The organism is Luteibacter sp. TLI7-4A, assembly GCF_056754745.1.
In genome coordinates this window covers 96,268-116,043 of record NZ_JBPGWO010000001.1, presented here as the reverse complement: position 1 = coordinate 116,043, position 19,776 = coordinate 96,268, and the positions used below count along the sequence as shown (strand labels likewise).

18 protein-coding genes and 1 tRNA gene are annotated in these 19,776 nt (G+C 67.3%); 5 read left to right on the top strand and 14 right to left on the bottom strand.

All coding sequences use genetic code 11. The annotated features are described in order from the left end of the window. Positions 1 to 18: 18 nt before the first annotated feature. The 7 genes from pth to ACR9Y6_RS00490 form a co-directional block, all read right to left on the bottom strand. On the bottom strand, positions 19 to 597 hold the full coding sequence (gene pth / locus ACR9Y6_RS00520; RefSeq protein ID WP_306849807.1) for an aminoacyl-tRNA hydrolase: 579 nt from the start codon (positions 595 to 597) through the stop codon (positions 19 to 21). 107 nt (positions 598 to 704) lie between these two features. Continuing rightward, a complete protein-coding gene (locus tag ACR9Y6_RS00515) occupies positions 705 to 1,346 on the bottom strand; it encodes a 50S ribosomal protein L25/general stress protein Ctc (protein WP_481279536.1) in 642 nt (213 codons plus the stop codon). 79 nt (positions 1,347 to 1,425) lie between these two features. Then, positions 1,426 to 2,364, bottom strand: a complete 939-nt coding sequence (locus ACR9Y6_RS00510) for a ribose-phosphate diphosphokinase (protein ID WP_306850676.1) — start codon at positions 2,362 to 2,364, stop codon at positions 1,426 to 1,428. 71 nt (positions 2,365 to 2,435) lie between these two features. After that, a tRNA-Gln gene (locus ACR9Y6_RS00505) sits at positions 2,436 to 2,512 on the bottom strand. Between the two features lie 66 nt (positions 2,513 to 2,578). Then, a complete protein-coding gene (gene ispE / locus ACR9Y6_RS00500; protein WP_481279535.1) occupies positions 2,579 to 3,967 on the bottom strand; it encodes a 4-(cytidine 5'-diphospho)-2-C-methyl-D-erythritol kinase in 1,389 nt (462 codons plus the stop codon). 61 nt (positions 3,968 to 4,028) lie between these two features. Continuing rightward, entirely contained in the window at positions 4,029 to 4,637 is a 609-nt protein-coding gene (gene lolB / locus ACR9Y6_RS00495) for a lipoprotein insertase outer membrane protein LolB (RefSeq protein ID WP_481279534.1), read from the bottom strand. A 139-nt stretch (positions 4,638 to 4,776) separates the two neighbouring features. Next, on the bottom strand, positions 4,777 to 6,516 hold the full coding sequence (locus ACR9Y6_RS00490; RefSeq protein ID WP_481279533.1) for a tetratricopeptide repeat protein: 1,740 nt from the start codon (positions 6,514 to 6,516) through the stop codon (positions 4,777 to 4,779). Between the two features lie 107 nt (positions 6,517 to 6,623). Between ACR9Y6_RS00490 and hemA the strand changes: the two genes are divergently transcribed. From hemA to ppk2, 3 genes are read left to right on the top strand one after another with little or no spacing between them, the layout of a single operon-like run. Next, a complete protein-coding gene (hemA, locus tag ACR9Y6_RS00485) occupies positions 6,624 to 7,895 on the top strand; it encodes a glutamyl-tRNA reductase (protein WP_481279532.1) in 1,272 nt (423 codons plus the stop codon). 31 nt (positions 7,896 to 7,926) lie between these two features. Beyond that, entirely contained in the window at positions 7,927 to 9,009 is a 1,083-nt protein-coding gene (prfA, locus tag ACR9Y6_RS00480) for a peptide chain release factor 1 (protein WP_481279531.1), read from the top strand. 47 nt (positions 9,010 to 9,056) lie between these two features. Next, positions 9,057 to 9,830 (top strand): polyphosphate kinase 2, encoded by a 774-nt coding sequence (ppk2, locus tag ACR9Y6_RS00475; RefSeq protein ID WP_481279530.1) that lies wholly within the window; start codon positions 9,057 to 9,059, stop codon positions 9,828 to 9,830. Here the strand turns inward: ppk2 and ACR9Y6_RS00470 are convergent. The 7 genes from ACR9Y6_RS00470 to ACR9Y6_RS00440 form a co-directional block, all read right to left on the bottom strand. Beyond that, positions 9,824 to 10,678 carry a cytochrome c oxidase assembly protein gene (locus tag ACR9Y6_RS00470; RefSeq protein WP_481279529.1) on the bottom strand — a complete coding sequence of 285 codons (855 nt, stop codon included), beginning with the start codon at positions 10,676 to 10,678 and terminating at the stop codon, positions 9,824 to 9,826. The two genes, ppk2 and ACR9Y6_RS00470, sit on opposite strands and share 7 nt — an antisense overlap. Positions 10,679 to 10,682: 4 nt before the next feature. After that, positions 10,683 to 12,536, bottom strand: coding sequence for a GldG family protein (locus tag ACR9Y6_RS00465; protein WP_481279528.1), 1,854 nt, complete (start codon positions 12,534 to 12,536; stop codon positions 10,683 to 10,685). Positions 12,537 to 12,538: 2 nt separating this feature from the next. Further along, positions 12,539 to 13,273, bottom strand: coding sequence for an ABC transporter permease subunit (locus ACR9Y6_RS00460; RefSeq protein ID WP_481279527.1), 735 nt, complete (start codon positions 13,271 to 13,273; stop codon positions 12,539 to 12,541). Then, on the bottom strand, positions 13,270 to 14,205 hold the full coding sequence (locus ACR9Y6_RS00455; RefSeq protein ID WP_481279526.1) for an ABC transporter ATP-binding protein: 936 nt from the start codon (positions 14,203 to 14,205) through the stop codon (positions 13,270 to 13,272). The genes ACR9Y6_RS00460 and ACR9Y6_RS00455 overlap by 4 nt, the downstream gene beginning before the upstream one ends. 516 nt (positions 14,206 to 14,721) lie before the next feature. Next, positions 14,722 to 16,083 (bottom strand): SRPBCC family protein, encoded by a 1,362-nt coding sequence (locus ACR9Y6_RS00450; RefSeq protein ID WP_481279525.1) that lies wholly within the window; start codon positions 16,081 to 16,083, stop codon positions 14,722 to 14,724. Between the two features lie 228 nt (positions 16,084 to 16,311). After that, positions 16,312 to 16,953, bottom strand: coding sequence for a response regulator (locus ACR9Y6_RS00445; RefSeq protein ID WP_306849782.1), 642 nt, complete (start codon positions 16,951 to 16,953; stop codon positions 16,312 to 16,314). Continuing rightward, positions 16,950 to 18,215: a sensor histidine kinase gene (locus ACR9Y6_RS00440; protein ID WP_481282668.1), complete on the bottom strand. Its 1,266-nt coding sequence runs from the start codon at positions 18,213 to 18,215 to the stop codon at positions 16,950 to 16,952. The genes ACR9Y6_RS00445 and ACR9Y6_RS00440 overlap by 4 nt, the downstream gene beginning before the upstream one ends. 191 nt (positions 18,216 to 18,406) lie before the next feature. On the opposite strand from ACR9Y6_RS00440, the gene ACR9Y6_RS00435 reads away from it, so the two are divergent. Both ACR9Y6_RS00435 and minC read left to right on the top strand, forming a co-directional pair. Further along, the gene (locus ACR9Y6_RS00435; protein ID WP_481279524.1) at positions 18,407 to 19,003 is read left to right on the top strand and encodes a GNAT family N-acetyltransferase; all 597 of its coding nucleotides are present in this window, start codon (positions 18,407 to 18,409) and stop codon (positions 19,001 to 19,003) included. After that, positions 19,000 to 19,773: a septum site-determining protein MinC gene (minC, locus tag ACR9Y6_RS00430; RefSeq protein ID WP_481279523.1), complete on the top strand. Its 774-nt coding sequence runs from the start codon at positions 19,000 to 19,002 to the stop codon at positions 19,771 to 19,773. Before ACR9Y6_RS00435 ends, minC begins: the two co-directional genes overlap by 4 nt. Positions 19,774 to 19,776 lie beyond the last annotated feature (3 nt).

Sequence of the window (19,776 nt, the reverse complement as noted above, 5' to 3'; positions counted from 1 at the left end):
GGTAGGTGTAGGGGGCGGTCAGGCGACCGTGTGCAGGCGCTTCATCGCCTCGTCGAACTTGCCGTCGAGCGCCAGCGGCAGCACGTCGAACGCGCGCCCGATGCCGTGCATGATGGCGTCCTCGTCGGCCGCGTTCGGGCGGCCGAGCACCCACGGGGTAACCTTGTCCTTGTGCCCCGGATGGCCGATGCCGATCCGCAGGCGATGGAACTTGCCATGGCCCAGGTGGGCCACGATGTCGCGCAATCCGTTCTGGCCGCCGTGGCCGCCATCGAACTTCATGCGGACGGTGCCGGGCGGGAGGTCCAGTTCGTCGTGGGCGACGAGGCACTCCTCCGGCGCGATCTTGTAGTAACGCAGCGCCGAGGCGACGGCGATGCCACTCTTGTTCATGAACGTCGCGGGCTTGAGCAGCCAGACGGTTTCGCCCCCGATGCGCAGCTTGCAGGTCTCGCCATGCAGCTTGCCGTCGAAGGCCCAACGTTCCCCCTGGTCCATGGCCAGGGCATCGACACACCAGAACCCGGCGTTGTGCCGGGTCCTGACGTATTCGGCCCCGGGGTTACCGAGGCCGACAATAAGACGAAGTGTCGCCATGGATTAAGGCGGGGCTTTGTGTGGGAGCCGCTTCAGCGGCGATGAACGCCATGGCGTCACCGCTCCGTTGGCTTTTCGCCGATGAATCGGCTCCCACATGGCGCCGATTACTTCTTCTCTTCGGTCGGGGCTTCGCCGCCCTCGGCGGCCGTCGCCGGGTCGACTTCTTCCTGGATCGAGGCCACGGTGACGACGGCGACGTCGTGCTCCTTGCCAAGGCCCAGTTCCGGGATTTCCACGCCGGCCGGCAGCTTGAGGTCGGACAGGTGGATGATGTCGCCGGCCTTCAGGTCGGCCAGGTCGAGTTCGATGAACTCCGGCAGGTTCTTCGGCAGGCACGAGACGGTCACTTCCGTCAGGTTGTGCGAGATCACCAGACCGGCGGTCTTGCCGGCCGGGGACTTCTCCTGGTTCAGGAAGTGCACCGGAACGGCGACCTTGATGGCCTCGTTCTCGTTCACGCGCTGGAAGTCCATGTGCAGCATGAGCTGCTTGAACGGATGCTTCTGCCAGTCCTTGATCAGGACCTTCTGCTTCTTGCCGTCGACGGTCAGTTCGATCACCGACGAGTAGAACGACTCGAAACGCGAGCCGAGCAGCACGTCGTTGTGAAGGACCTGGATCGCCTGCGGGGCTTCGCCCGCGCCGTACACGATCGCCGGCACGTAGCCCGCGATGCGAAGGCGGCGGCTCGCACCCTTCCCTTCCACACTGCGGCTCGTGGCCGTGAGCTGATGATTGGTAGCCATGGTGTTGCCTCAAGTAAACCGCCTCGCGGCGGTGGGTAAAGGGCTCCCCCGCGACCAGGGGAGCCCGAAAAACGGTCTATCAGTCGATGTAGAGCGAGCTCACCGACTCGCCGAAGGCGATGCGGCGGATCGTCTCCGCAAGCAGTTCCGCGACCGACAACTGGCGGATTTTCGCACAGTTACGGGCGTTGTCGCGCAACGGCAGCGTATTGGTCACCACCAGCTGGTCGAGCTGGGAGTGCTCCAGGTTGTCGATCGCGGCACCCGAGAGCACCGGATGCACGCAGTAGGCGACGACCTTGCGGGCGCCCTTTTCCTTCAGCGCCGCCGCGGCGGCGCAGAGCGTGCCGGCGGTGTCGACGATGTCGTCCACCAGCACGCAGGTCTTGCCTTCCACGTCGCCGATGATGTTCATGACCGTGGCCACGTTCGCCTTCGGGCGGCGCTTGTCGATGATCGCGAGGTCGGCGTCGTCGAGGCGCTTGGCGAGCGCACGCGCACGCACCACGCCGCCGACGTCCGGGCTGACCACGATCAGGTCGTCCATGCTGTGGTGACGCCAGATGTCGGCCAGGAGCACCGGCGAGGCGTACACGTTGTCGACCGGGATATCGAAGAATCCCTGGATCTGGTCCGCGTGCAGGTCGATCGTGAGCACGCGGTCCGCACCGGCCGTGGCGATCATCTTCGCGGCCAGCTTCGCCGTGATCGGCACGCGCGCCGAACGCGGGCGGCGATCCTGGCGGGCGTAGCCGAAATACGGCATCACCGCGGTGACACTGCCGGCCGAGGCGCGCTTGAGCGCGTCCACCAAGACCAGCAGGTCGAACAGGTTCTCCGCGCTGGGCGCACCCGTCGGCTGGATGACGAAGACTTCCTGCTTGCGCACGTTCTCTTCGATCTCGACCTGCGCCTCGCCATCGCTGAACCGGCCGACGAGGGCCTTGCCGAGCGGAATGCCGAGACGGGCGGCGACATCGTCGGCAAGCGCGCGGTGCGCATTGCCGCTGAACAGCATCGGGGTGGACGTATCCACGGAGGAACTCCTGGCGTGAGAGTGGGTTGGTTCGTCTTTGCCACCGCGAACGGTGGCTGGGGCGGCAGGATTCGAACCTGCGCATGCGGGAATCAAAATCCCGTGCCTTAACCAGCTTGGCGACGCCCCAACAATTCGTTCCAGCGAGCCGACCCGCTCGCCATGGTTTTGCCGCAGCCCGCGGCCCTACCCGTCCTTACGACACGATTCCCCTCGCCTCGACCCGGCTCCGCGCCAAAAGCAGCGGCGAAGGATCGACGCCCGCCGCCACATGGGCGGTGAAGCCCCCGGGACAGCGCGAGGCGACGCCAAGCGCCGCCTCGTGGGTTCTCGTTTCCAGGAAAACGCAGCCGCCGCTGCCGGACAGGCGTGCATGGCCGAAGCCTGCCAGCCAGTCGAGCGCCGCGGCCACCCGCGGATGGCGCGCACGGACCACCGGTTCGAAGGCGTTTTCCGCCGAATCCCCGGAAACAAAGGATGAAATTGTCGCCCGCGGGGCGTTACGTGTCAATTCGGGAGCGGCGAACAGGGCCGCCGTGGGAACGTGTTCATGGGGGTCGACCACCACGTACCAGCGCCGTGGCAGCGGCGTGGGGACGAGCCGTTCGCCCACGCCTTCGGCCCAGGCCGAGCGGCCACGGACGAAGACCGGCACGTCGGCGCCAAGCCTCAGGCCCAACGCCGCCAGGGTGTCTTCGTCCAGGCCGGTGCCCCAGAGCGTGTTCAGCCCGACCAGGACGCTGGCCGCATCCGAGCTTCCGCCGCCGAGGCCGCCGCCCATCGGGATGCGCTTGGACACCGCGATCTCGGCGCCGAGCGCCGTACCGGTCTCCGCCGCCAGAAGGCGGGCAGCGCGAACCGTGAGGTCGGCGTCCTCGGGAACGCCCGCCACGGGCGTGGGGCGGGTGATCGCCCCATCGGCGCGGATGCGCAGGCGTACCTCGTCGCCCCAGTCCAGCAGACGGAAGACGGTCTGCAACTCGTGGTAGCCATCCTCGCGGCGTCCGACGATGCGCAGGAACAGGTTGAGCTTCGCGGGCGCGGGCCACACCGTCCAGTCGCCCTCGGCCAGTGGCTCCAGCTCGCGGCTCATGAACACGCGCAGGTGGTCGGGGAAGCCGTTCTCGCGATCGCGCGCGAGTGCCCGGGCGAACACCGGGGCATGCTTGTCGACCACCCGGAACCCGTGCTTCGCATAGAACGGCGCGTTCCAGGGCACGTCGGCGAGGGTACCGAGGTCGACGCGTGCATAGCCGGCCTCGCGGGCCCAGGCGCAGGCGTGCTCAAGCAGCGCGGCGCCGACACCCTTGCCACCGAAGGCGGGCAATACGTCGATCTCGGCGATACCGATGGCGTCGGCGGCGCCATCGGTATCGAGGCAGACGAATCCGATGACCTCGTCTTCCACCGAAGCGACCCAGACCAGGCCACGCGCGATCAGCTGGCGGACGATGTCCGGCGGCAAGGCCATCTGCGAATACGACGGCCACGCCTCGTGCCCACGGAACAATTCGACCGCCGCACGCTCGATCGCGCACAAGTGCTCGGCATCGTCATCGTGGGCGCGGGTGATGGTGAAATGCATGGAGGGAAGGCCGGCTCGGAAGGCGCGGAGTATACCGGCGCGCTTCGCCCGAACCGGTCGGCTACCTGCCGAAGGACCAGTCCTCGATCGACAGGCGCACCTTGTACGGCGCCTTCTCGGCGAACACGCGCACGGGCATCGGCGGTTGCTTCGCGGCATCCCACTGCCGGTAATCGACCGTCCAGCCATCCTGCACCAGGCGCGACGGCAGGCGGTCCGCCCCAAAGACGATGTCCGCGGGACCGCTGTCGGCACGCAGGCCGAGCACCCAGCGCTTGAGTTCGGTCATCGGGATCTGCCAGCCCACGGCGCTGGCCATGAGCGATTCCGCGTCGGGACCGCGGCGCGTGCCACCGTCCAGGCCTTCCAGCTCGGCCCCTTCCGGACCACCGGTGAGGCGGAAGCTGCGCCCGGTGACGGGTGCGCGCACGGTGAATTCATAGCGCTCCCCGTCCTGGCGCCAGGTGAGCCCGCCAGAGCCGGAGTCCTTGCCGTCGGAGACGGAAAGGCGTCCTTGCAGGGTCCAGTGGTCGCTGTCGGCGAGACTGCGTTCGCGCTGTTCCTGCATGCCGAGGGTGACGGCGTCACCGGCCTGGTGGACTTGCGGACGTGTCGTGGCGCAGGCGGCGAGCAGGAGGGCGATCGCCGCGAGGAGTAGGAGCCGGGTCATCGGTGGGGGAAGCTCACGGGCGGGGTGGAGGCTGCGCTTCGCGTTCATCGCCGCTGAAGCGGCTCCCACAGGGACTCTCGCTCGGTAGTGAAGTCCTGTGGGAGCCGCTTCAGCGGCGATGAACGCTTGCGGAAACCCATCAAGGATTGAGCTTCCGCTCGGTCTTCTGCAGCGTGGCGTTCTTCGGATCGATGCGGCGCACCTCGTTCAACAGCTTGCGTGCTTCGTCGTGCTGGCCGCGACTCCATAGCACCTCGGCCAGGTGCACGCCGATGTCGGCGTCCTTGCGCTGGGACCAGGCCCCGCGCAGGGTGCTTTCCGCCTGGTCGAGTTGACCCTGGCGAAACTTGAGCCAGCCCCAGGAATCGGCCACCGAGGGATCGTCCGGACGTGCAGCGCGGGCGGCCTGGATGAGGCTTTGCGCTTCGCCGAGATCGCGGTCGTTGTCGGCCAGCGTATAGCCCAGCGCGTTGCTGGCCTCGATATCGCCGGGCTTCAGTTCGAGCACCTTGCGGAAATCGGCCACGGCCTGGTCGATCCGGCCCGCTTCGGCATAGGCCAGGCCGCGGCCGTAGAGCATCTCGGTGTCGTCGGGCTTCACGCGGAGCGCCTTGTCGTAGGCATCCACGGCGGCATCGAAGCGGCGCGCATCCATGTATAGCTCGCCATCCACCGCGAACGCCTTGCGCAGTTGCTCGGGGCGATCAGCGTAGGTGGTCTGCAATTCGGCCACGATCTCGTGGGCGTCGTCGTCCTTTCCTTGCAGGTGGAGGATCACCGCGCTGCGCACCGAGGCATCGAAGATGCGCGGATCGTCGTCGCCCACGGCGGCGTACCAGTCGAGCGCGTCTTCCTGCTTGCCAAGCAGTTCCGCCAGTTGGCCGAGGGTGAAGGCGTTGTCGGCCTGGACATCGTCCGGCTGCTTGCGGATCTCGTCGTACAGGCGGCGGATCGCCACCTTGTCGCCGGCGCGCGCGGCCAGCGTCATGCGCATGGCGTAGGTATCGCCGTTCTGGGGACCGCCGGCGAGGAGTTTCGTCGCGGCCTTCTCATCCCCGCCCTGGATCAGCAAGGTGGCGTAGGCGAGGCGCAGCCGGGGGTTCTTCGGATCCTTCGCCACGGCCTTGGCGAACAGTTTCTTCGCGCCTTCCTTGTCGCCCGCCCGGAACTTCTGCTGTCCCGCCCAGGCATAGGTGGTGCCATCGTGGAAACGGGTCAGCGCGGCGTCACCGACGGTTTTCGCGTAGTCGTGGCGGCCCAGGTTCTCGCCCAGTTCGCTCATCGCCAGCCAGGCGGTGGAATCGTTCGGCAGGCGCTGCGGCGTCGCGACACGCTCGAGCAGGACACCGGCCTGGGCGGCATCGCGCGCGCCCACCAGGATCCGCCCGAATTCGCGCCAGGCGTCGGGATCGCCCGTGGCGACCAGGGCCTCCAGCTGGCGCTGGGCGTCGGCCGTGTCGCCGCGGTCCAACGCCATGCGCGCCCGGCCCGCGGCCAGTTCGGCGGGCTTGGCGCCCAATGCCGCCCAGCGGTCGAGGGCCTTGCCGGCCGCCGCCTGGTCGTGCACGGCCAGGGCCAGTTCGGTGGCCCGGGCGGCTACCTTGGGGTCGTCGCTGAGTGGGGCGGCCCGCCCATAGGCTTCCGAGGCGCCCTTGAGGTCGCTGGCGGCCAGGGCGAAGTCGCCGGCCATCAGCTGGGCCTGGAGATCGCGCTCGGGCGGGACGATGGCCACCTGCAGGCGGTCGAGCGGCTGCACGCCCGTGCGAATGGCCTTTGGCGCCTCCACGGGGGCCGTGACGCAACCGCCCAGCGCCGCCGCCACCGCGGCCAGGACCACAAAATGCCGCACTTGCTTGAACTTGGACCGACCGCTCAGCACACTACTCTCCGTCATTCCCGATAGGCGTCTGCAAGCGCCCGACGCCTTGTGAGCGCACAATGCGCCCTTAGCTTAGCCGACGCCACCCAAGCCGACCCAAGCCCGTCATGCCACTCATCGCCCTCGGGCTCAATCACCTCACCGCGCCGGTCAGCCTGCGCGAGCAGGTGGCATTCGACGCCACGGTGGCACCGGAGGCGCTGGGCGACCTCACCCGGCAACCCGGGATCGAGGAGGCGATGATCCTCTCCACCTGCAACCGGACCGAGCTTTATTGCAGCGTGGCGGAAGGTTTCGAGGCGGTGCCCGGCCAGTGGCTGTCCCGGCAACACCGATTGACCCCGCAACGCCTCGACGAGTTCCTCTACCGGCACGACGAACACGACGCCGTTCGCCACATGTTCCGCGTGGCCACCGGGCTCGATTCCATGGTGCTGGGCGAGCCGCAGATCCTCGGCCAGGTGAAGGACGCCTACCAGCAGGCGCGGTCCGCGCAGAGCCTGCGCGCCCCCATGGAACGGTTGCTCCAGCACACGTTCGCCGTGGCCAAGCGCGTGCGCACGGATACCCGGATCGGCGCGCATACGGTGTCCGTCGCCTATACCGCCGTGCGGCTGGCCGAGCAGGTCTTCGCCGACCTGCGCCAGGCCTGCGTGCTGCTGATCGGCGCCGGCGAGACGATCGAGCTGGCCGCGCGCCACCTCGCCGACAAGAGCGTACGCCGGTTGATCGTCGCCAATCGCACCCTGGAGAACGCGCAGGAACTGGCCGGCCGGTATGGCGCCTACGCCATCTCGCTGGCCGACCTGCCCCGCCACCTCGCGGAGGCCGATATCGTCATCACCTCCACCGCCTCGCGGCAGCCGGTGGTGACCCGCCGCATGGTCGCCGACGCGATCGCCGCCCGCCGGCGCCGGCCGATGTTCATGGTCGATATCGCGGTGCCGCGCGACATCGAGGCCGAGGTCGCCCAGCTCGACGACGTCTACCTCTACGGCATCGACGACCTCAAGCAGGTGATCGACGAGAACCGCCGCTCGCGTGAACTCGCGGCCCGCGAGGCGGACGCCATCATCGACCTTCAGGTCGAGCGCTACATGGCCTGGCGCCGCGCCCTGAGCCTGCGCAATCCCGCTGTGGACATGCGCATCGCCGCCGAGTCCCAGCGCGACGAGGTCCTGGCCAAGGCGCAGGCGATGCTGGCCAGGGGTCGTCCCGCCGACGAGGCCCTCGCCTTCCTGGCCAACACCCTGACCAACAAGCTCCTGCATACGCCCAGCGCACGCCTGCGCGACGCGGCCATGTCCGGCGATCTCGACCTGCTCCATGCCGCCGGCCGGCTCTACGGACTGGACCCGGACGACGACGTTTCCGCATGATGTACGGCTACAGCCGGACCTCGTGCCCCGAATGACCCCCTCGATCCGCCGCAAACTCGAAGCCCTCGCCGAACGCCACGAGGAGATCGGCCTGCTGCTCGCGCAGCCGGACGTCCTCGCCGACGGCCAGCGCTTCCGCGACCTTTCGCGTGAATACGCCCAGCTCGAACCCGTCGCCTTGTCGTTGAAGGACCACGACCGGGCCGAGCGCGAACTCGCGGAATCCCGGGCGATGCTCGACGATCCCGAGATGCGCGACATGGCGGCCGACGATATCGAACGCATCGAGTCGCAGCTGGCCCGGCTCGACAGCGAATTGCAGGTCCTGTTGCTGCCCAGGGATCCACGCGACGAAGGCAACCTGTTCCTCGAAGTCCGGGCCGGCACCGGCGGCGACGAGGCGGCGATCTTCGCCGGCGACCTCTTCCGCATGTACGCGCGCTATGCCGAGCGCCAGCGCTGGCATGTGGAAATCCTGAACGCCAACGAAGGCGAACACGGCGGGTACAAGGAAATCGTCGCCCGCATCGAAGGCCGTGGCGCCTATTCGAAGCTGAAGTTCGAATCGGGCACGCACCGCGTGCAGCGCGTGCCGGAAACGGAATCGCAGGGCCGCATCCATACCTCGGCGGCCACCGTCGCGATCCTGCCTGAGCAGGACGAGGTGGACGACATCGAGTTGCGCGACGCCGACCTCAAGGTGGATACCTTCCGCGCGTCCGGTGCCGGTGGCCAGCACGTCAACAAGACCGATTCGGCCATCCGCATCACCCACCTGCCCACCGGCACCGTGGTCGAGTGCCAGGACGAGCGCAGCCAGCACAAGAACCGCGCCCGTGCGATGAGCCTGTTGAAGGCACGCCTGCTGGATGCCGAACGCAGCAAGCAGAGCGCCGCGCAGGCGGAATCGCGACGGCTCCAGGTGGGCTCCGGCGATCGCAGCCAGCGCATCCGCACTTACAACTTCCCACAGGGCCGGATCACCGACCACCGCATCAACCTCACCCTCTACCGCCTGACCGAGGTGATGCAGGGCGACCTCGACGAACTGATCGACACCCTCACCCGCGAACACCAGGCCGACGAGCTGCAGACGCTGACCGCGGGCGGCTGAGGGCGTCTTGCCGCACAATGCCCTCACCTCCCCCGCGGAACACGTCGATGGGCAAGAAGAACAAGGCTTACGAAAAAGCGCTCGAGGAATTGCAGGTCGAGCTGGTGGGCCTCACCCGCTGGCTGCGCGCCACCGGCAAGCGCATGGTGGTGATCTTCGAAGGCCGCGACGCCGCGGGCAAGGGCGGAACGATCAAGGCGATCACCGACAAGCTCGATACGCGCGCCGCGCGCGTCGTGGCGCTCGGCAAGCCTTCCCCGGGCGAGGACACGCAGTGGTACTTCCAGCGCTACGTGGCCCATCTGCCCCAGGCGGGCGAGCTCGTCCTGTTCGACCGCAGCTGGTACAACCGCGCCGTGGTCGAACCCGCCATGGGCTTCTGCACCGACGAACAATACGATGCCTTCATGAAGGCCTGTCCCACCTTCGAGAAGCAGCTCACCGATGACGGCATCCTGCTCTTCAAGTACTGGCTTTCCGTGGACCAGGACCAGCAGGAGGAGCGCTTCGCCGAGCGCGCGGCGGATCCGCTGAAGCGCTGGAAGCTGTCGCCGGTCGACCTGAAGGCGAGGGAAAAGTACGCCGAGATGGGCGACCTGCGCGACGCGATGATCCAGCGCACGGATACCCGGGACGCCCCCTGGTTCGTGGCCGATTTCAACGACCAGAAGACCGGGCGCCTCGACCTTATCCGCCACCTGCTCGACCAGGTGCCCGACAAGATGTGTCCCGACAAGGAGTTCGACCTCCCGCCGTTGAAGGGCAAGCCGAAGAAGGACAAGGTCACCCGCAAGGCGTCGCGCGTGCCGAAAGCCTACTGACCCGCCGTGGCACGCCGCCGCACGGGCGCCCTGCGTGGCAGGCGCCCGTTGCGCGACAACCGCAACCATTGACGCAAGGCCAACAGGCCGCCCGCCGATTCGATCATCGCCGCCGGCACCCACATGATCACGCCGCCGATCAGCTGGCCGGTGAGCACGTTGAGGGTGAACGCCCGGCCGCAGATCTCGAAGATGGGATAGAGGTCGGTCTTCGAGAAGGTGACGATGGCGCCGGCCACGATCTGTGGCGTCATCGTGATCCCCGGCGACAGCACCCGCCAGCCCGGCGCCATCCGGCCGGGCGGCTTGGGCCGGTGATCGAGCACGAGCCACCAATAGGACAGGCCCGACAGCACCATCGACCAGTTCATCGCGCGATAGATGCGCCAGTCGAGCATCGCCAGGGTCTGCATGTCCGGGATCAGCCAGACGAGGATCAGGGCGACGAAGAAGACCGTGACGAAGACGGGGTTGAAGGCCAGCGTGGCGAACACGCGCCACGGCGAGGATCGCCGCGCCCGGCGCAGCCGTACGCGCCATGCGAGCGGCAGCCCCGCGCGCAGCGCGGTACCCGGATACGCGGCGATGAGCAGCAGCGGCGCGAGGTGGTGCAGCAGCACCTGCTGGATGCGATGCATGAAGAACTCATGCTCCGCGAAATAATCGAAGTACGTATGCAGGGCGATGTAGATCATCGCCATCCCCGCCCAGAACGCGACGCGCCGTTCCATCGGCACCCGCAAGCGGCGCGACCCACGCACGTACAGCCAGGCCGCCGCGACGAAGACGGCAAGGAAGACCCAGGAGAATTCCCAGGGCACGATCCATTTCAGCACGCCGTCGAGCATGCGCTCAGACCACGCGCCGGCTGCGCCGCGTGCGCCGCCAACCGTAGATGAGGCCGATCAGGGCGACCAGGCCCGGCACCAGCACGATGTTGATGAACTTCAGGCGCAAGCCCAGGGCATCGATCTCGGCGTTGAGCTGGTGCTGCACGTCGCGCAGCTCCTTGCCGATCGCCAGCTTGCGTTGCAGGTACTGCTCCACCTCGCGGCGCTGCTCGGCGGTGGCGGTCGTGGGCGTCGCGCCGTTCTTGGCCGGCTGCAATTCCGTGAGACGGCGCTGGGTCTCGTAGAGTTCGTTTTCCAGTTCGCGCTTCTTGACCAGGAACTTGCGATCGGCGGCCGCCTGCAAGGCGCGTACACGGGTAAAGGGCCGCTGCGAATTCACCCTGCCGCGAATGGAAAGAAGCGCCGTCGAGCCACCCAGGTTGTCGACGAGGTTGGCCACGAAGTCGCCGTTGTTCGCGAACGGGGTGAGTTGCTGCTGGCCCAGGAGCGGCTGCACGTCGATCCACAGGCGGTCCGACAACAGGTCGGTATCGGCCACCAATACCACTTCACCCGGCGCCGCGGCACGGTCCAGGTGACCACGATCGTGGCGTTCCGGGAAAGCGGTGCGGAAGGTATCCCTCAGCCGCGCGGCGAGCACGTAGCGTTCGTGCGTCGGTTCATAGTTCTCCAGCAGGCTGGTGGGGTCGCCCGCGGCGTCGCGCACGCGCTGCGCGGACATCACGGCGGCTTCGTCCGAGGTCTGGACCAGCGGGATCAACCGCGCCTTGGTGTCGGTCGCGAGCTCGAAGAAACCGGCGGTGGAGAAATTCACCCGTTGCAGGCTGGCCGTCACCACGTCGTCGTGGTTGAGATCCTGCGCGCCCAGGCCCAGCATCGCCGGATGGCCGATGCTGTTGCCGTTCAGTTCGATGGTCAACGCCTGCGAGCGGTCGAGCACGACCTTGGTCGGATCGTAGACCACGCCCCAGGCCTCGAACAGCCGGCGCAAGTCGGAATCGTGATCGTCGACGACGCCGTGCGCATCCACCAGCGGCGCATTGTCCATTTCCGAATCGGGATCGACGAACACGACCAGGTGGCCGCCGTGCAACACGTACTGGTCGATGGCGTACTGCGCGTCGTCGGACAGGCGCTTGGGATGGATGAGCAGCAGCACCTTCAGGGCCGGATCGATCCGCTTCAGTCCATCCGGGTCGATGCTGGTCACCTCGGCCAGCTGGTCGAGCTGCCTCACCACCGCCCAGGAGGGTTCGCCGATCACCAGGTTGCCCTCGACGGGAAGCGAACTGATGACGCCCAGCCGGGGCTTTTGCGGCATGCCCAGTTCATACAGCAGCTTGGCGATGTCGTATTCGACGAAGGGCTCCCGCGCGGGATCGAAGAACGGAATCGCCTGCGGCGGCACGTCGCCCGTGCCGGCCGTGCCGACCAGGCCGAAGAACACGCGTTCGCCATTACTGCCACCGGTGGCGGGCGTAAGGCCATAGCTTTCGGCGGCATCCTCGTCGTCGGAATAAGGTACCGGGTCGATCACCTTGAGCCGGATCCGGCCATGCGCGCGAACCGCGATCTCGCGCAGCATCTCGTGCACGCGCTGTTCGTAGCTGCGCAACTGCGGCAGGTCGCGGGTCGCATGCTCGGAAAAATACAGGGTTAGGGTGAGCGGCTTGCGCAGGCTGTCGACGATGTTCTGCGTGCCCGGCGTCAGCGTGTAGATGCGATCGGCCGTGAGGTCGATGCGCGCCGTGCGCAACGACATGGAACTGATCGCGATGGCCACCAGGAAAAGGCCGGCGATGCCGAAGAGCGAGAGGCGCAGGAGGAAGGAGCGCGAGAGGTGGAAATGGCGCATCGTCAGCGCGTCCGCTTCAGGTCGAGCACGATCACGCTGGCCGTCAGCCAGGCGGTGATCGTGGCGAAGAAGTAGACGAGGTCGCGCAGGTCGAGCACGCCACGCGCAATGGCGTTGGCATGCCGCGCGATGCTCAGCTGTCCCATCGCGCCGATCAGTTTCGGTGGCACCGAGTCCTGGAAGAAATCCAGCACCTGCGGCTGGCCGACGAGCAACAGCACGAAACAGACGGCGGCGGTGAGGATGAAGGCGATGATCTGGCTACGCGTCGCGGTGGACATGCAGGTGCCGATCGCGATGAAGGCGCCCGCCATGAGCCAGCTACCCACGTAACCGGCCATGACGACGCCGTTGTCCGGGTCGCCGAGGTAGTTCACCGTGATCCAGATAGGAAAGGTCAGCATGAGGCAGATGCCGATGAACGCCCACGCGGCAAGGAACTTGCCCAGCACGGCCTGGGAGATCGTCACGGGCAGTGAGAACAGCAACTCGAGTGTTCCAGACGCGCGTTCCTCCGCCCACATGGACATCGTCACCGCCGGGACCAGCACCAGGTACAACCAGGGATGCATGTCGAAGAACGGCTGCAGGTCGGCCAGGCCGCGGTCGTAGAAATCGCCGGTGTAGAAGGTGAGAAGGCCGGCCAGCACGAGGAAGATCACCATGAAGACATAGGCCACTGGCGTGACGAAGTAGCCCCAGAGTTCGCGTCGCGCGATCGCCAGCACCGCGCTCATGCCTGCACCCCGCGCGGTTGCGTGGTGATCTGCCGGAAGACCTCGTCGAGCCGGCCCCGTTCGAGCTGGATCTCGGAGATTTCCAGGTTCTGCGTGCGCAGCAAGGCCTGTACCTCGTCGAGGATCGGTTGCCCGGCGCGCGGGAACACCGTGACGCGGCCGTCGAGCGGGTCGACTTCCACGTTCGCCACGCTGGGAATGCGCGCCAGCATCTCGCGAGATACCGCGCTGCCCGCGGCGCTGAAGGAAACCGCGCCGTGATAGCGCGAGCGCGCCTCCAGTTCCGCCGGCGTGGCATCGGCGAGCAAGCGGCCATTGGCGATGATCGCCACGCGGTTGCACAGGGCGTGCACTTCTTCGAGCAGATGGGTGGAAATGAGGATCGTGCGCTCACGCGCCATCGCGTCGATCAACATGCGTACCGAGTGTTTCTGGTTGGGATCGAGGCCATCGGTCGGCTCGTCGAGCATCAGCACCGGCGGATCGTGCAGGATCGCCTGCGCCAGGCCGACACGGCGGCGCAGCCCCTTCGATAGCGTGCCGATGGTCTGATCGAGCACTTCCTCCAGCTCCAGCCGCATCACCACTTCGTCGAAACGGCGAAAGGCGACGTCGCGCTCCAGGCCGCGGACACGGATCATGAAGACGAGGAACTCACGGATCGTCATCTCGCCGTAGCTGGGCGCACCCTCGGGCAGGTAGCCCAGGGCGCGCTTGGCCGCGAGGGGTTCCTTGCGCACATCGTGGCCGCACACGCGCGCGGTGCCCGAGGTGGGCGTGAGGAAACCCGCGATCATGCGCATGGCCGTGGACTTGCCCGCGCCGTTGGGGCCGAGCAGGCCGAGCACCTGTCCCGGTTCGGCACGCAGGCTCAGCGAATCGACCGCGGTCAGCGGGCCATAGCAGCGGGTAAGTCGTTCGGCTTCGATCATCGGCTGGCAGTGTAGCTGTTGCTATGGAATCGCCGACAGACCATGAAAGATCTTCGCGTATTTCCGGGGTTCATCGGGTGGCTGGCTCGGCTTCGCCCTCGCGTTCGTCGTGTGCGGCGAGGGGAGCTGCCGGGCGCCACCCTCGGCACGACGGTAGTCGCCGTCCCTTGGGAAGGGATGCCGCTGCGCGGCCGTGTTTGATGGCTGCGCCCCTTCGGGCTCGGACGGGCGGGCGGGGGTTTCCGATTCGCCCTCCTGGCTCAGCGGAAACGGCCGGCCATCCCTGGCCGGCCCCCTGCGGGCCTTTTCCGCCCGCCCGTCCTCGGCTCCTAATGTCGCGCCGAGGGTGGCGCCCGGCAGCTCTCTCAACCCTGGGGTCGGTTGGTGGGAAAAGCGACGCTCCCGCACCCGGGTGGGTGTTTCACACGGAAACCGCGTTCCTGGACTTCCACGAAGAACCATAAAAAAAGCCCCACCGTTTCCGGCGGGGCTCTTCCGTCTTCGCGTCAGCGCGATTTACTGCGCGGCGGCCGTGCTGGCCGGAGCCGGCGCGGTGCCGGCAGGCGCGGGAGCCGTGGACGAACCGGCGGGAGCCGCTTCCTCCAGGCCCGGCTGCTTCATGCCGGCTTCCTGTTCCGGGGTCTGATCCGGCACGTCGCCCTGCAGCGGCAGGTAGATCTCGAACTTCTGCTCGTCGTAGCCCTCGATCGTGCCCTTGTTGTTCACCGGCGCCTTCACCTGGATGTCGTAGGCACGGTAGGTCACGTCGTCGTACTTGTAGCCGTGGGTCTGCGAGTAGGCCGCCAGCATCTGGCGGGTCTGCGGCAGGCCGGCACCGGTGCCGTTCCACTCGGCCTTGAGGGCCTTGCCACCGAAGGCGAGCACGGCCTTGACGTTGCCATCGACGACGATGCGGCCGTACTTGTCCTTGCTACCCGGCGCGGCCGAATCGGCGGCGGCCGGCGCGGCGGCGGTCGAAGCCTCGGCCGGCGCGGCGGCGTCGAGCGACGGACGCTGGGCGGCGGTGATCTCGACGTCCTGGCCGTTGAGCTTCAGCGTGGTCGAATCGATCTCGGCGGCGACGTCGAACGTGTAGTTCTGGTCGCCCCAGTTCGTGGTGAAGGTGATGCGCGGGCTGACGATGTTCACGCCGAGCTTCTTCGCCGCGGCCTGGATCTCGGCCATCGCCTTGTCCGACGCGGTGTCGACATCGTCGAGCGTGCGCGGGGCGGTGGTGGAGACGAACAGGATCGGCTTGGCCGGCTGGTCCGCGATCGACGGCACCATCTTGCTGTAGTCGATGTTCGGGATCGCCGCCATCAGGTTCTGCAGGTTGGACAGGCTGAACTGGATCAGCGCATCCGGATCGCCGTGGATATAGAGGTTGGAGAAGCGGCTGATGAGGTTGAAGCCGTACGAGACGTCGTACGACCAGTTCACCTTCACGAGCTTCTGGCTGCGGCCGGTGCGCTCAAGCTTGATGGTGAACTTCTTGTCCTCGCCACGCCAGGCGTTGTCGAGGTTCCAGACGATGGTGCCCTTGCCCGCATCGGAGATCTGGGCGAAGCCCGGATCGATCGAGGCGATCTCCAGCGAGCCGTCGCCGACCTTGGGGTCGCCGGCCTTCCAGGCGATCTTGGCACCGGGGCCATAGGCCTTGCCGGACAACTCGAACTGCACCTTCGGGTCGAACGACCGCAGTACGGTGTAGTCAGGGAAGCGGCGGAAGTTGCTGAAAACGTCGTAAACCTGACGCAAGTCCTTGCTGATCAGCATTTCGCGCTCGACATGTCCAGTCGAGGGCATAGCTACGCCGACCACGACACCGAGTACGGCGACGATGACGAGGGCGACAATAAATTCTAACAGACGCGTCATTCCACGGTTCTCCGAACGTCTTACGAACAGGTTCCACGCGCGGCCATGGACGCCGTGCGCTCACCCCTGAAGAATCGGCCCGTGGCAGGGGTTCGCCCGCGCCGAAAGAGCCGATGGTACTTGCTCGCGGCGGCGAACGCCATTGGGTCCCCTGCCCTTTTTCGCAAGCGCGCACAAGCGGATTTTCGGCCGGAGTGGCGGGCTTCGTACCGAACAGTCAGCGCGGACTCAGACGATTCCCAGCTCCAGGGCCTTCAGGACGGCGCGGGTACGGTCGCGGACGCCCAGCTTCGAAAGGATATTGGAGACGTGGTTCTTCACCGTGCCCTCGGCCACCCGCAGGGAATTGGCGATTTCCTTGTTGCTGTAGCCGCCCGAAAGCAGCCGCAGGATCTCGGTCTCACGTTCGGTGAGCGGGTCGGGCTGTTCCAGGCTGGAGAACTGGTTCTGGATCCGGCCCACGCCGGCCAGGAGCCGCTGGGTCACCATCGGCGCCACCAGCGAGCCGCCCGCCGCGACCGTTCGCACGGCCTCCACCAGCTGGTCGAGCGACACGTCCTTGAGGAGATAGCCGCGCGCGCCCGCCTTCAGGCCGGCCAGCACCAGCTGGTCGTCGTCGAACGTGGTGAGGATGATGGTCGGCGGCAGTTCGTTACGCCCCCCCAAGGCCTGGAGCACCTCGAGACCGCTCATGTTCGGCATGCGCAGGTCGAGCAGGACCACGTCCGGCCGCACCTGGGGAATGGTCTGCACCGCCTGCGCGCCATCGGCGCATTCCGCGACGACACGGATGTCGCCGGCGAGGTCGAGCAGGGAACGAATGCCCTGGCGAACCAGGTTCTGATCGTCGACTAGGCAGACGGAGATCATGGGAGATCCTCGGAAGGAACGGAGAGTTTGGCACGCGACGCGTCACTGGGCTCGTCGTCGAGCAAGGGATCGAGGACGGGCCTCGGCGGCGCGTGCGCCAGGGTGGATTCCTCGCCCAGCGGCAGGCGCGCGGTCAGCGCGAAACCGCCGGCGGGGTCGGTACGAAAGGTGACGCTGCCGCCGAACTCGGCCAGGCGCTCGCGCATGCCGGTGAGGCCGTTGCCCGGGCGGAACTCGCCGCTGCCCCGGCCATCGTCGCGAGCGTCGAGGCAGAGTTCGTCGGGGCCGGTGTGGCGGAAGGTGAGCCACAAATGGCGCGCGTTGGCGTGGCGCACGGTATTGGTGAGGATTTCCTGCGCGCAGCGCAGCAACATCTGCGCCCGGCGCGGGTCCTCGACGCCGAAGCGTGGCGGCACGCTCAGCCGCACGTCGAGGCCGGGCACCCCTTCCATGAGGCTGCGCAAGGCCTGGGTGAGGTCGATGGCATCGTCCTGGCGCAGTTCGCTCACCACCTCGCGAACGTCCGCCAGCAGTTGCTTGGCGGTGCTCTGTGCCTTCAGCACGTGCTCGCGGGCGGTGTCGTTGGTGAGGTGGCTGGCCACTTCCAGGTTCAGGCTGAGGGCCGTGAGATGGTGGCCGACCAGGTCGTGCAGGTCCCGGGCGATGCGCATCCGCTCGGCGATGCGGGTGGATTCCGCCAGCAAGGCGCGGGTGGCGCGCAGTTCCGAGTTCAACCGGCGCAGTTCCTCGCGCTCGTCGGCCTGCTGGCTGGCGACCATCGAGGTGATGAAGACCAGGGCCGAGAAGCCGAAATACAGGCAGGCCTGCATCAACGACTGGATGAACGAGAAGCCCGGCACCTCCAGGAACACAGGTACGAGGGCCAGGTGCGCCACGACCATCCAGGCGATGCCCATCGGCAGGCTGACCAGCCATGGCACCACCGTCGCCACGATGATCAGCAGCAGGGCCGCCACGCCGCTCTTGCTCAGCACGCCGATCGCCAGCGCCGTGCCGGTGAGGATCACCAGCACGGCCACCCGGGTCGCGCCGTCCACGCGCGAACCGAGGTTGCGGGTGAGCAGCCAGTACACGAGCCCGAAAACGAGGTAGCAGGCCGTCCACGACAGCAACGCCACGTCGCCGATCTGCCCGGGCTCGTGGCCGGCGCGCTGCATCGACAGCGGCAGCCCGACGCACAGGAAGACGAAGTACGTGGCGTACCTGAGCAGGCGGACGTGATTGAACTGGACCTTGGACATGCCCGCATCATAGGGCTTCACGCGGCCCGCACCACCTGACTGAAGTCACGTGCGCGTCCACGGCAAACACCGGCTTTACAACGGTTTTACATCCACGCGGCGCTCCCCGGCGAGGCCGGAGCGTGCCATAATGCCGCGCATTCGACGGCCCGGGGGTCGTCTTTTTCCAGAACACTCAAGCGGAGCAACGAATGGCCCTTGCCATCCGCGACGTGTGCGAGCACGACCTGGATGCCGTGCTGGCACTCAACAACGAGGCAGGCACCGGCATCCTCGCCACGGACCTCGCCCGCCTGCGTCACCTTTACGACATCGCCCACTACTTCCGTGTCGCCGAACAGAATGGCCGCATCCTCGGTTTCCTGATCGCCATGCGTCCCGACGCCGAATACGCCAGCCCGAACTTCCGCTGGTTCCAGGCCCATTACGAAAGCTTCGTGTACATCGATCGCATCGTGATCGCGTCCGAATCGCGCGGTCATGGGCTGGGCCGGATCTTTTATTGCGATGTGCAGAGCTATGCCGAGGTACGTGTGCCGCTTTTGACCTGCGAGGTCTTCCTCGAACCACGCAACGACCAGACCGTGCTGTTCCACGGCACCATGGGCTTCCAGGAAGTCGGCCAGCAGAAGATGGGCCGCACCGGGCCCAAGGTGAGCCTGCTCGCCCGCGAGCTGCCCAGCTTCCCCTTCGTGCGCGAGCGCTACCTCGAGCAGGGTGGCCTGCCCGCCGTGGAATGGCTGGCCGAACGCCACCGTCCGATCGACGGTGCGGGGGTGGCCGCGTGAACGCCCGCGCCGAATCCCTCGAAGCGGCCTGCGACCTGCGTTTCGGCCAGGTCGGCATCGCCTGCGTGCGTGTGCGCCGCGTCGACGCCGCCGCCCTGGTGGAGGAACTGGAGCGCCGCGTGCGCGCCGCGCCGCAGATGTTCTCCCGCGCCGCGGTGGTGCTCGATCTCTCGCATCTTTCGAAACTGCCGGACGACGGCATGGTCGATGCCCTGCTCGAAGCCATCCGCAGCGCCGGCATGTTGCCCGTCGGCATCGCCTACGGCACCAGCGAGACCGAAGCCCTCGCCGAGCGCATGGGCCTGCCCCTGATCGCCAAGTTCCGCGCGCAATACGAGCCCGGCCACGGCGAAACGCCGCCGGCCGAACCGGCCAAGGCCCGGGCGGAACCCAAGCGCGGCGTAGCATCGCCCGAGCCCGCCGTCGAAAGCGGCGGCACCGTCACCGCGCAACACCACGGCGGCAGCACCGTGCGCTCCGGCCAGCAGGTCTACGCCCGCGACCGCGACCTCGTGGTGACCGCCACCGTCGCCAACGGCGCCGAGGTCATCGCCGACGGCTCCATCCACATCTACGGCAGCCTGCGTGGCCGCGCCATGGCCGGCGCGCAGGGTGACGAATCCGCACGTATCTATTGCTCCGACTTCCGCGCCGAACTGGTGGCGATCGCCGGGCACTACCGCGTGTTCGAAGACATGCCCAAGGAATTCGAAGGCCAGCCCGTGCAATGCTGGCTCGACAATGGAAAACTCATGATCGCGCGGCTGTGACAC

Excerpts from the sequence above, each read along its gene's own strand:
- ACR9Y6_RS00450 (WP_481279525.1), bottom strand. The coding sequence starts at position 16,083 with ATGACGCGTCTGTTAGAATTTATTGTCGCCCTCGTCATCGTCGCCGTA.
- ACR9Y6_RS00455 (WP_481279526.1), bottom strand. The coding sequence starts at position 14,205 with ATGATCGAAGCCGAACGACTTACCCGCTGCTATGGCCCGCTGACCGCG.
- prfA (WP_481279531.1), top strand. The coding sequence starts at position 7,927 with ATGACCCCCTCGATCCGCCGCAAACTCGAAGCCCTCGCCGAACGCCAC.
- ACR9Y6_RS00515 (WP_481279536.1), bottom strand. The coding sequence starts at position 1,346 with ATGGCTACCAATCATCAGCTCACGGCCACGAGCCGCAGTGTGGAAGGG.
- ACR9Y6_RS00470 (WP_481279529.1), bottom strand. The coding sequence starts at position 10,678 with ATGCTCGACGGCGTGCTGAAATGGATCGTGCCCTGGGAATTCTCCTGG.
- pth (WP_306849807.1), bottom strand. The coding sequence starts at position 597 with ATGGCGACACTTCGTCTTATTGTCGGCCTCGGTAACCCCGGGGCCGAA.
- ppk2 (WP_481279530.1), top strand. The coding sequence starts at position 9,057 with ATGGGCAAGAAGAACAAGGCTTACGAAAAAGCGCTCGAGGAATTGCAG.
- ACR9Y6_RS00435 (WP_481279524.1), top strand. The coding sequence starts at position 18,407 with ATGGCCCTTGCCATCCGCGACGTGTGCGAGCACGACCTGGATGCCGTG.
- ACR9Y6_RS00460 (WP_481279527.1), bottom strand. The coding sequence starts at position 13,273 with ATGAGCGCGGTGCTGGCGATCGCGCGACGCGAACTCTGGGGCTACTTC.
- hemA (WP_481279532.1), top strand. The coding sequence starts at position 6,624 with ATGCCACTCATCGCCCTCGGGCTCAATCACCTCACCGCGCCGGTCAGC.
- ACR9Y6_RS00445 (WP_306849782.1), bottom strand. The coding sequence starts at position 16,953 with ATGATCTCCGTCTGCCTAGTCGACGATCAGAACCTGGTTCGCCAGGGC.
- ACR9Y6_RS00440 (WP_481282668.1), bottom strand. The coding sequence starts at position 18,215 with ATGTCCAAGGTCCAGTTCAATCACGTCCGCCTGCTCAGGTACGCCACG.
- lolB (WP_481279534.1), bottom strand. The coding sequence starts at position 4,637 with ATGACCCGGCTCCTACTCCTCGCGGCGATCGCCCTCCTGCTCGCCGCC.
- ispE (WP_481279535.1), bottom strand. The coding sequence starts at position 3,967 with ATGCATTTCACCATCACCCGCGCCCACGATGACGATGCCGAGCACTTG.
- ACR9Y6_RS00510 (WP_306850676.1), bottom strand. The coding sequence starts at position 2,364 with ATGCTGTTCAGCGGCAATGCGCACCGCGCGCTTGCCGACGATGTCGCC.
- ACR9Y6_RS00465 (WP_481279528.1), bottom strand. The coding sequence starts at position 12,536 with ATGCGCCATTTCCACCTCTCGCGCTCCTTCCTCCTGCGCCTCTCGCTC.